Origin of the sequence: Streptomyces sp. NPDC086077 (assembly GCF_040686175.1) — a bacterium.
Lineage (GTDB): Bacteria > Actinomycetota > Actinomycetes > Streptomycetales > Streptomycetaceae > Streptomyces.
In genome coordinates this window covers 1-9,332 of record NZ_JBFBJT010000210.1, presented here as the reverse complement: position 1 = coordinate 9,332, position 9,332 = coordinate 1, and the positions used below count along the sequence as shown (strand labels likewise).

The following is a 9,332-nucleotide window of genomic DNA, read 5'->3' as shown; positions in this document are numbered from 1 at the left end:
GCACGACCACCTCGCCCATGAAGAACCCCTCCTGTTTCCGGCACCGGCGGCGGCGGGGGGGCTCGCCTCTTTCACGAGCGTCGCGGTCATGGCCGTCAGTTCCCGTACGCCTTGGCCGCCGCGGCCTCCAGGTCGGCGGCGGTGCCCTTCGGGTCGGAGGGGTCCCGCAGGAAGTCCTGGAGGATCTTCCACTCGCCGGCGCCCTTGGTGCCGCCGAAGGCCGCCGGTGCCTGGTCGGACATGTCGAAGCGGACCGAGTCGCCCGCGCCGACCAGGGACTTGGCGGTCGCCCGGGTGACGTCGTCGCCGTAGGAGGCGAGGTCGACCTTCTTGTTCGGGGACAGGAAGCCGCCCGCCTCGGCCCAGACCGCCGCGGCCTCGGGGGTCGCCAGGTACTCCAGGAGCTTCATTCCGGCCTCGGCGTTCTTGCCGTCCTTCAGGACGACGGCCGCGTCGCCGCCGCTGACCACCGGGGCGTCGCCGCCGCCGACCGACGGGAACGGGAAGAAGTTCGCGTCCTCGCCGATGGCCTTGCCGAACTGGTCCTTGGCGACACCGGCCACGAAGTCCCCTTCGTAGACCATGCCGGCCTCGGGCTTCGGCCCGAACACCTTCTCCACCGAGCCCGGGAAGTCGGTGTTCAGAGCACCCTTCTGGCCGCCCGCCATCAGCTGCTTGTCCTTGAACAGCTTGCCGAGCGTGGTCAGCGCCTCGACCACCGACGCGTCCGTCCACTTCAGCTCGTGCGCGGCGAGGGCGTCGTACTTCTCGGGTCCGGCCTGGGAGAGGTAGATGTTCTCGAACCAGTCGGTGAGCGTCCAGCCGTCCTGCCCGGCGACCGAGAAGGCCGCGAGCCCGGAGTCGGAGACGGTCTGCCCGGCCTTCAGCATCTCCTCGTACGTCTTCGGCGGCTCGACCCCGGCCTGGGCGAGGGCGTCGGGGCTGTACCAGACGGTCGACTTGTGGGCGGCCTTGAAGTACAGGCCGTACAGGGTGCCGTCGACGCTGCCGTACGTCTGCCAGACGTCGGCGTAGTTGGCGCCCACGGAGGTCTGCGCGGTCTTGGACAGCGGCTTCAGCCAGCCCTCCTTCGCGAACTGCTGGAGCACGCCGACCTGCGGGACCATCACCAGGTCGGGGGCATTGCCGCCCTCGATCTTGCTGCCGACGACGGTGGAGACGTTGTCACCGGTGGACACGAACTGGGTCTTCGCGCCGGTCTTCTCGGTGAAGGCGTCCAGCACCTTCTGGAAGTTCTCCTGCTCGCTTCCGGACCAGACACCGGCCACGGTGACCGTCTGGCCGCTGAGCGCCTTGTCGCCGCCGCCGGCCGCGACCGGGCCGCCGCCGCAGGCGGTCGCGCCGAGCGCCAGGACGAGCGCGGTACAGCCGGTGAGCAGGGTGCTACGTCGTCGCATCATCGTTGATGTCCCTTCAAAGGGTGGGAGTTGACGAGGAATCGGTGATCCACCAGACGGCGGTGGAGCCGGGCAGCACCCCGGCGTCCGGGCAGGGCCCGCTCGCCAGCAGGGGGGTGCCGGAGACCGGCGCGGGGGTGGGGGCCGTGCCGAAATTCACGGCGCAGACCAGGTCGTCGCCGCGGACGAAGGCCAGGACCCCCGGCGGGGTGTCCAGCCAGCGCAGCCTGCCCTCGCCCAACTGGGCGAGCGATGAGCGAAGTTGGAGGCCGTCGCGGTACAGGTGCCAGAAGGACCGGGTGTCGGCGAGGGCCCGGTCGGTGGCATGCTCGGCGAACCACTGAGGCTGCGGCAGCCACGGCTTGACGCCCTCGACGCCGGAGGTGAAGCCGAACGGGGAGGCCTGTCCCGACCAGGGCAGCGGCACCCGGCAGCCGTCGCGGATCCGGGCCCGGCTGCCGGTGCGGTGGAAGATCGGGTCGGTGAGCACGTCGTCCGGCAGGTCGACGACCTCGGGCAGCCCGAGCTCCTCGCCCTGGTAGATGTACGCGGCTCCGGGCAGCGCCAGCATCAGCAGCGCGGCGGCGCGGGCGCGGGCGGCGCCGAGGCCGCTGCCCTCGGTGGCCGGCTCGCCGTAGCGGGTGACGGTGCGGACCTGGTCGTGGTTGTTGAGGACCCAGGTGACCGTGGAGCCGGTCCCGGCGATGTCCTGCATCGCCTCGGAGATGACCTTGCGGAAGGCGTCCGGGTTCCAGGGCGCGCCGAGCAGGTCGAAGAAGAAGGCCTGGTGCAGCTCGTCCGGGCGGACGTACAGCGCGTGTTCACGGGCGGTCGGCACGGACACCTCGCCGACGAGGAGTCGCTCGAGGCCGTCGCGGGCGGCGTACTCGTCGCAGGTCGCGCGCCACCGCCGCCAGACGTCGTGCACCTCGGGTTGGTTCCAGGCGAGCGGGTTGACCGAATCGCGGGTGCGGGCGTCGGCCTCCGGGTCAGGGGAGTCGGGCAGTTCGGGGTGCTTGAAGAGGCCGGCGGCCACGTCGATGCGGAAGCCGTCGACACCGCGGTCGAGCCAGAAGCGCAGGCTCCGGTCGAACTCCGCGCCGATCTCCGGGTTGCGCCAGTTCCAGTCGGGCTGCTCGGGCGTGAACATGTGCAGGTACCACTGGCCGTCGGGAACCCGGGTCCAGGCGGGACCGCCGAACATGGCGTGCCAGTTGTTGGGCGGCTCGGCACCGTCCGGGCCCCGGCCGTCGGCGAAGTGGAACCGGGCGCGGGCCGCGCTGCCGGGCGGCGAGGCGAGCGCCTCGCGGAACCAGGGGTGCTCGCTGGAGCAGTGGTTCGGGACGATGTCCAGCAGCACCTTGATGCCGAGCCGCCGGGCGGCGCGCACCAGCAGGTCGAACTCGGCGAGATCGCCGAACAGCGGGTCGACGTCGCAGTAGTCGGCCACGTCGTATCCGTGGTCGTGCTGCGGCGAGGGGTAGAAGGGGCTCAGCCAGATCCCGTCCACACCGAGCTTCTTCAGGTACGGCAGTCCGGTCCGGACGCCGGCGAGGTCGCCGATGCCGTCTCCGGTGCTGTCGAGGAAGCTGCGGACGTAGACCTGGTAGATCACCGCATCGCGCCACCAGTGGTACCTGTTCAACCCATTGATCCATCTCTACGAGCTAGTGCAGCGGTTATGCATGCATGTTAAGTAGGCATGTCGCGAGGGTGTCAACGAATGGACGTAAGCTACCGAGGAGTTGACTGCCGCGTATGTGGACCTATTCGGGCATTCCAGGCCCAGTTGAGATGTGCGCGTTACCTAACAGGTAACTATCGACTGGAAGTCGCGGCGAGCTCGCGTGCCAGCCGCCGCACCGCGCCCCCGGGCGTCTCACGGCCGTTCATCGCGTCGTGCGCGACCGCCTGCACCACCAGGCTGACCTGGTCGTAGCGCGGGCTCTTGGGACGCGGCGCGGCCGCGAGCACGCTCGCGCGCAGGGTCGGCAGATAAGGGAAGTCCCGGATCAGCGCCGGGTCCTCGTACAGCGCGGCCCGGACGGGCGGCAGCGCGCCGCGCGTGAGCACCTGGCGCTGGACGGGCTCGCTGGTGAGGTACGCCATCAGGCGCGCTGCCGTGTCGGGGTGCCGGGTGTGGCTGCTGACGGCCAGGTTGGAGCCGCCGAGCACACTGGTGCCGGCGCCGTCGGGTCCGGGCAGGGGCACGGCGCCGACCTTGCCGGCCAGCGGGGAGGCGGCGGCCGAGGCGGCGGCGTACGCGTACGGCCAGTTGCGCAGGAACAGCAGGCGGCCGTCGAGGAAGGCCTGCTTGGACTCCTCCTCCTTGTAGGTCAGCGCCTGCCGCGGGATCCAGCCCTCGCGCACGCCGCGGGCGAGGAAGCCGATGCCCTCGCGGGCCGCGTTCGAGTTCACGGTGACGCGTTCACCCTCGTCGCCGAGGATCGTGCCGCCCGCCGAGTACACGGCCTCGGCGGCGTTGACGGTGAGGCCCTCGTAGGGCAGGAACTGCCCGGCGTAGCCGTCGAGGCCGTACCTCGGGGCAATCGTCTCCGCCGCCCGCTCCAGCTCGGCCCAGGTGCGCGGCGGCGGGACGCCCTCCTTGGCGAGGACGTCCTTGCGGTACAGCAGCAGCCCGGCGTTGGTGACGTACGGCACGGCGTACAGCCGCCCGTCGTACGTCGCGGTGTCGACGACCGGGGGCAGGAGGGAACCGAGCGGGAAGCGGTCGCGGGGCAGCGGGCGGATCCAGCCGGCCGCCGCGAACTCGGAGGTCCAGGCGACGTCGATGTTGAGGACGTCGAAGCGGCCGCGGGAGCCGCCGCGCAGGTCGGTGATCATCTGCGCGCGGGTCTCGTCGGCGGAGTCCGGCAGCTCGACGAGCGTGACCTTCTCGGCGGGGTGGGCGCGGTTCCAGTCCTGGAGCAGGGGGCCGAGATAGCCGGTGAGGTCGCCGGCGGTGGCCAGGGTGAGCGGGCCGCGTCCGCCCGCGGAGCCGTCGTCGGCGCGGGCGCCGGAGGTGACGTAACCGGTCAGTACGACGGCCAGGACGAGGAGGCCCCTACCCGCGGCATGGATCCACCGCATAGGTTCCTCCCTGTACAACGGCAACGGGCCTCTTCGCCCGGAGTCAGTCGCCATGTATACCTGTTAGGTATGGGCGATACTAGGGCGTGGAGCACACTGAGCGGACGCGAGGAGGAGAGCACGAGTGCGCCTGCCCCTCCTGGCACTCCTCGCGCGCGGACCGGCCCACGGCTATGAGCTGAAGCAGGACCTTGAGCAACTGCTGGGTGCCGCGTACCCTCAGCCGAACATCGGGCAGATCTACGTCACCCTCGGACGCATGGAGAAGTCGGGACTGATCGAGGGCGAGGAGATCGAGCAGTCGAACCGGCCCAACAAGAAGATCTACCACCTCACCGACGCCGGGCGGGAGGCGCTGCACGCCTGGTACGAGGAGACGGCGGACGAACCGCGGGTACGCGACGAGTTCTTCATGAAGCTCGCGCTCGCCCCGCAGACCGGGCTGGCCGACCAGATCGCGCTGATCAACAAGCAGCGGCGCCAGTATCTGAACACCATGCGCAGCCTGTCGAAGCTGGCCGCCACCGAGAACCGGGACAACCGCGTCGCCCAGCTGCTGATCGAGGGCGCGATGCTGCATCTGCAGGCCGACCTCGACTGGTTGGAGCGCTGCCAGGAGGAACTGGAGGAGCAGGAGTGAGCGAGCACCGTCCCACTCCGCTGCTGCGCGCCGAAGCCCTGGTCAAGACGCATCACGGCGAGGGCGCCCCGGCGCATGCGGTGCGCGGGGTCGACCTGCGCGTGGCGCGCGGGGAGTTCGTGGCCGTGACCGGCCCGTCCGGCGCCGGGAAGTCGACGCTGCTGCATCTGCTCGGCGGGCTCCAGCGACCGGACGCCGGCAGCATCTGGCTGGACGGCGAGTGCACGGACGGCTACGGCGAGGCGCGCTGGGCCGTGGAGCGCAGGCGGCGCATCGGGATCGTCTTCCAGTTCTTCAACCTGGTCTCCAACCTGTCGGTCGCGGACAACGTCGAGCTGCCCGCGCTACTCGCCGGGGTCCCGCCGAAGCGGGCGCGGGCCGAGCGCGAGACGCTGCTGGCCGAGCTGGGGCTGGACGGCAAGGAACGCAGCATGCCGGGCGAGCTGTCCGGTGGTGAGCAGCAGCGGGTCGCGCTGGCGCGCGCCCTGGTCAACCATCCGCCGCTGCTGCTGGCCGACGAGCCCGCGGGCAGCCTGGACAGCCGGGGCACCCGCGAGGTGATGCGGCTGCTGTCCCGCTTCCACCAGCGGGGCCAAACGATCCTGCTGGTCACCCATGACGCCCGGCTGGCGAGCGCCGCGGACCGGGTCATCAGCTTCTTCGACGGACGCATAGCGGACGACGCGGAGCTGACCGGCACCGCGTCGCGCCGGGTGGGGGCGTCCGGGGTGCTGGAGCTGAGGGACTGAGGCGGCGGGCGATGCGAGCGACCCTGCGCTGGGTGCACTCCGATCTGCGGACGCACCGCGGTGAGGCGCTGTTCCTCGTGCTCGCGACCGCCGGAGTGGTCGCCTCGCTGCTCCTCGCGACGGCTCTCTTCGGCTACGCGACCAACCCCTGGCAGCGCGTGTTCACGCAGTCCCGGGACGCTCACGTGTGGATCCACACGACCCCCTCCGCCGACGCGGGCGAGCTCTCCGGTCTCGACGGCGTCGACTCCGTCGCGGGCCCCTTCCCCACCGAGTCCGCCACCGTCGCCGCCCGCGGCATCCGCGCGTCGGTCGAGCTGCGCGGCTCGACCTCGGGCCCCGCCGACGGACGCCCACTCCTCACCTCGGGCCGCTGGCTGGACGGCGCGCATCCGGACGGCGTGGTCCTGGAGAGCCATCTGGCGCGCGCCCTGCTCGCCGAGCCCGGCGACGTCATCGCCCTGCCGGGCACCGCGCGCACGCTCACCGTCGCCGGGATCGCCGACAGCGCCGAGCCGCGCTACCGCCCCGGTGAGCGGCCCGGCCTCGTCTGGGCGCTGCCGTCCGCCGTGCGCGCTCCGGACGGCGAGGTGACCGGGCTGCGCCTGACGGATCCGGACGAGACGGACTACGCCGTCCAGCGCGCCGTCACCGTGCTCGGGGCCGGCGCGGTCAGCGAGGTCTCCACCTGGCAGCAGGCCCGGTCCGAGGCCCAGGGCGACACCCGGCTGCTCGGCCAGGTGCTGGGCCTGTTCGGGCTGGGGGCCCTGCTCGCCGCCGGGCTCGCCGTGCACGGCGCGATCGGCACCCGGATACGGGGTCATCTGCGGGACATCTCCGTGCTCAAGGCGATCGGCTTCACGCCCGCACAGGTCGTCCGGGTCTTCCTGCTCCAGCACGTCGCGTACGCGCTGCTCGGCGCGGTGGCCGCGGCGACGCTCACCGAAGCCCTGGGCAGCCGGATACCGGGCCGCCTCGGGGACGCGATCGGCGTGTGGCAGGGGCTGCCGGGGCACACCGCGGCCCTGGCCGGCATACCGGTGGCGGCCGTGCTCTTCATCGCCGCGACCACCGGGCTCGCGGCGTGGCGGGCGGGTCGGGTGCCGCCGGTTCCGGTGCCCCGGAGCGCCGCCCCGGCCGCCGGACGGCTGTCGGGCCCGGCACGCGGCGCGCTGGGGCTGCGGCTGTCACCCGCGCTGGTCCTGGGCTGGCACAAGGCGTTCGCCCGCCGGCCGCGGACTCCGGCCACCGTCGCCCGGCTGGCGCTGCCGCTGCTGCTGATCGTGGTGGCGATGAGCGCGTGGACCACCATCGACCGCTTCCACACCAGGCCCGAGCAGGTCGGCCTCGCCGCCGACCTCACCGTCCGCCCGGACCGCGAGATCGGCGACCCCGAGGTCCGCTCCCTGCTCGACCGCGACCCGCGGATCGCCGCCGCCCACCCGGGCGTCGAGGTGGCGGCGCTGGTGCCGGGCCAGACGGGCACGATCGCGCTGCGCGGTCTCGGCACCCGTGCCGACCCCTACCCCTACGCCCTGGCCGAGGGCCGCCCCGCGCTCGGCCGGGACGAGGCGGTGGCCGGGCAGGGACTGCTCGACCTGCTCGGCGTACGCGTCGGCGACTGGGTGCGCATGACCGTGGGCGACCAGCCGCAGATTCTGCACATCGTGGGCCGCAACATCGAGCCGGAGAACGCCGGCCGGGTCATCTCCACCTCGCTCGACACCCTGCGCGAGAACGACCCGGAGCTGCGCCCCGCCCTCTACGAGCTGCGTCTGCGTGCGGGGGCCGACGCGCACGAGGTCGCGGGCGACCTGGCGACGGCGGCCGGCGGGCATCTGGACGTGCACGCCGTGCCCCATCCGGTCGACGGGCTGTCGTCGCTGCGCGGAGTGGTGCTCGGTCTGATCGCCGTGCTGGCCCTGATCGGGATCGTCGAGCTGCTCACCGTGATCGGCGGCACCGTCCGTGAGGGCGAGCGGGACCTGCTGGCGCTCAAGGCGATCGGCCTCACCCCACGGCAGATCACCGGGATCACCGTCACGGCCACCGCCTGCACCGCCCTGACCGCGGTCCTGCTCGGCATCGCCCTGGGCCTGCCGCTGGCGCGCTGGCTGATCGACGCCCAGGGCAGCTCCAGCGGCATCGGCGCGGGAATCGCGCAGGGCCCGCCAGCCGGGCTCCTGCTGCTGTTCGGCACGTCGGCCGTCCTGGGCGCCGCGGCCCTCGCCGCCCTGCCCGCATCCCGCGCGGCCCGCCACCGCCTCGCCGACACCCTCAGCGCGGTGGCCTGAGCGCGGGCGCCGGCATGGTGGGTGGCGCGCTACGTCAGGCGGTGACCGTCGTGGCGCGGCGGTAGCTGCTGCCGTCGCGCTCGCGTACGAGCAGGCCGTTCTCGACGCAGTAGCGGCGCAGCGCGGACGTGTCGTCGTGGACCGTGCGGAACGCCTCGTTGACCTCGCGCTCGGTGTATCCCCGGTCGGCCGCGAAGAGGGTCTCGGTCAGATGCTCCAGCAATTCTCGGCGTACGACCGGACGGACGGGGATCGACGTCAGCCGCCCGTGGGCGAAGAACCCGGTCAGGCGCCGGGGCACACCGGTCTGCGCCGGTTCTACGGGGCGGGCGCGGCGGAAGACCGCAGGGTCGGCCTTCAGGGAACCGTCGGACAGGCGCTCCACCAGCCCCGACGAGATCAGGCGTCCCAGGTGCCTGCGCGCGGCGGGCGAGTCCTCCTCGCGGGGCGGCAGGTCCTCCAGCACGATCCGGGCGTACAGCTTCAGGCGTTCCGGGTCGGCTAGGGCGGCCATGAGCTGGTCCATGGTGAGTGTCCTTCCGGCGGGTGACGGGGCCGGAGCAGTGTCACCCGCCGCAGGCCGGCCGCGCATCCGCTTTTGCGGCCGGGCGGCCGGTGCCCCGGCTCAACGGCCACGCATCTCCCGGTACTTGGCGACCAGTGCCGTCGTGGAGGCGTCCAGGCCGGGCACCTGCGCGCCCTCGGTGAGCGCGGGTTCGACGCGCTTGGCGAGGACCTTGCCGAGCTCGACGCCCCACTGGTCGAAGGAGTCGATGTTCCACACGGCGCCCTGCACGAACACCTTGTGCTCGTAGAGTGCGATGAGCTGGCCGAGCACCGACGGGGTCAGCTCGCGCGCGAGGATCGTGGTCGTCGGGTGGTTGCCCTTGAACGTCTTGTGCGCGACCAGTTCCTCCGGCACGCCCTCCGCGCGCACCTCCTCCGGCGTCTTGCCGAAGGCCAGCGCCTGGGTCTGGGCGAAGTAGTTGGCCATGAGCAGGTCGTGCTGGGCCTTCAGCTCGTCGCTCAGCTCGGCGACGGGCTCGGCGAAGCCGATGAAGTCCGCCGGGATCAGCTTCGTGCCCTGGTGGATGAGCTGGTAGTAGGCGTGCTGCCCGTTGGTGCCGGGCGTGCCCCACAC

7 protein-coding genes and 1 pseudogene are annotated in these 9,332 nt (G+C 72.3%); 3 read left to right on the top strand and 5 right to left on the bottom strand.

Annotation, left to right across the window (positions count from 1 at the left end):
- Positions 1 to 95 precede the first annotated feature (95 nt).
- The 3 genes from AB0O67_RS34585 to AB0O67_RS34575 all read right to left on the bottom strand — a co-directional run bounded on the left by AB0O67_RS34585 (position 96) and on the right by AB0O67_RS34575 (position 4,508).
- Entirely contained in the window at positions 96 to 1,421 is a 1,326-nt protein-coding gene (locus AB0O67_RS34585) for an ABC transporter substrate-binding protein (RefSeq protein ID WP_365459125.1), read from the bottom strand.
- 13 nt (positions 1,422 to 1,434) lie between these two features.
- Positions 1,435 to 3,063, bottom strand: a complete 1,629-nt coding sequence (locus AB0O67_RS34580) for a glycoside hydrolase family 13 protein (RefSeq protein ID WP_365459122.1) — start codon at positions 3,061 to 3,063, stop codon at positions 1,435 to 1,437.
- Between the two features lie 173 nt (positions 3,064 to 3,236).
- Positions 3,237 to 4,508, bottom strand: a complete 1,272-nt coding sequence (locus tag AB0O67_RS34575; protein WP_365459119.1) for an ABC transporter substrate-binding protein — start codon at positions 4,506 to 4,508, stop codon at positions 3,237 to 3,239.
- 124 nt (positions 4,509 to 4,632) lie between these two features.
- Between AB0O67_RS34575 and AB0O67_RS34570 the strand changes: the two genes are divergently transcribed.
- Genes AB0O67_RS34570 through AB0O67_RS34560 form a run of 3 tightly spaced genes read left to right on the top strand, consistent with a single transcriptional unit; the run spans position 4,633 to position 8,191 of the window.
- Positions 4,633 to 5,148, top strand: a complete 516-nt coding sequence (locus AB0O67_RS34570; protein ID WP_365459116.1) for a PadR family transcriptional regulator — start codon at positions 4,633 to 4,635, stop codon at positions 5,146 to 5,148.
- Complete coding sequence (locus AB0O67_RS34565) at positions 5,145 to 5,897, top strand: ABC transporter ATP-binding protein (protein WP_365459113.1); 753 nt, start codon at positions 5,145 to 5,147, stop codon at positions 5,895 to 5,897. The genes AB0O67_RS34570 and AB0O67_RS34565 overlap by 4 nt, the downstream gene beginning before the upstream one ends.
- Positions 5,898 to 5,908: 11 nt before the next feature.
- Positions 5,909 to 8,191: an FtsX-like permease family protein gene (locus tag AB0O67_RS34560; RefSeq protein WP_365459110.1), complete on the top strand. Its 2,283-nt coding sequence runs from the start codon at positions 5,909 to 5,911 to the stop codon at positions 8,189 to 8,191.
- Positions 8,192 to 8,225: 34 nt separating this feature from the next.
- Here the strand turns inward: AB0O67_RS34560 and AB0O67_RS34555 are convergent, their stop codons facing one another.
- Entirely contained in the window at positions 8,226 to 8,492 is a 267-nt protein-coding gene (locus AB0O67_RS34555) for a DUF2087 domain-containing protein (protein ID WP_365459128.1), read from the bottom strand.
- A 324-nt stretch (positions 8,493 to 8,816) separates the two neighbouring features.
- Positions 8,817 to 9,332, bottom strand: a pseudogene (locus AB0O67_RS34550) (glucose-6-phosphate isomerase); the annotation flags it as partial.

Coding starts and splice junctions, on each gene's coding strand:
- AB0O67_RS34585 (WP_365459125.1), bottom strand. CDS start 1,421: ATGATGCGACGACGTAGCACCCTGCTCACCGGCTGTACCGCGCTCGTC.
- AB0O67_RS34575 (WP_365459119.1), bottom strand. CDS start 4,508: ATGCGGTGGATCCATGCCGCGGGTAGGGGCCTCCTCGTCCTGGCCGTC.
- AB0O67_RS34560 (WP_365459110.1), top strand. CDS start 5,909: ATGCGAGCGACCCTGCGCTGGGTGCACTCCGATCTGCGGACGCACCGC.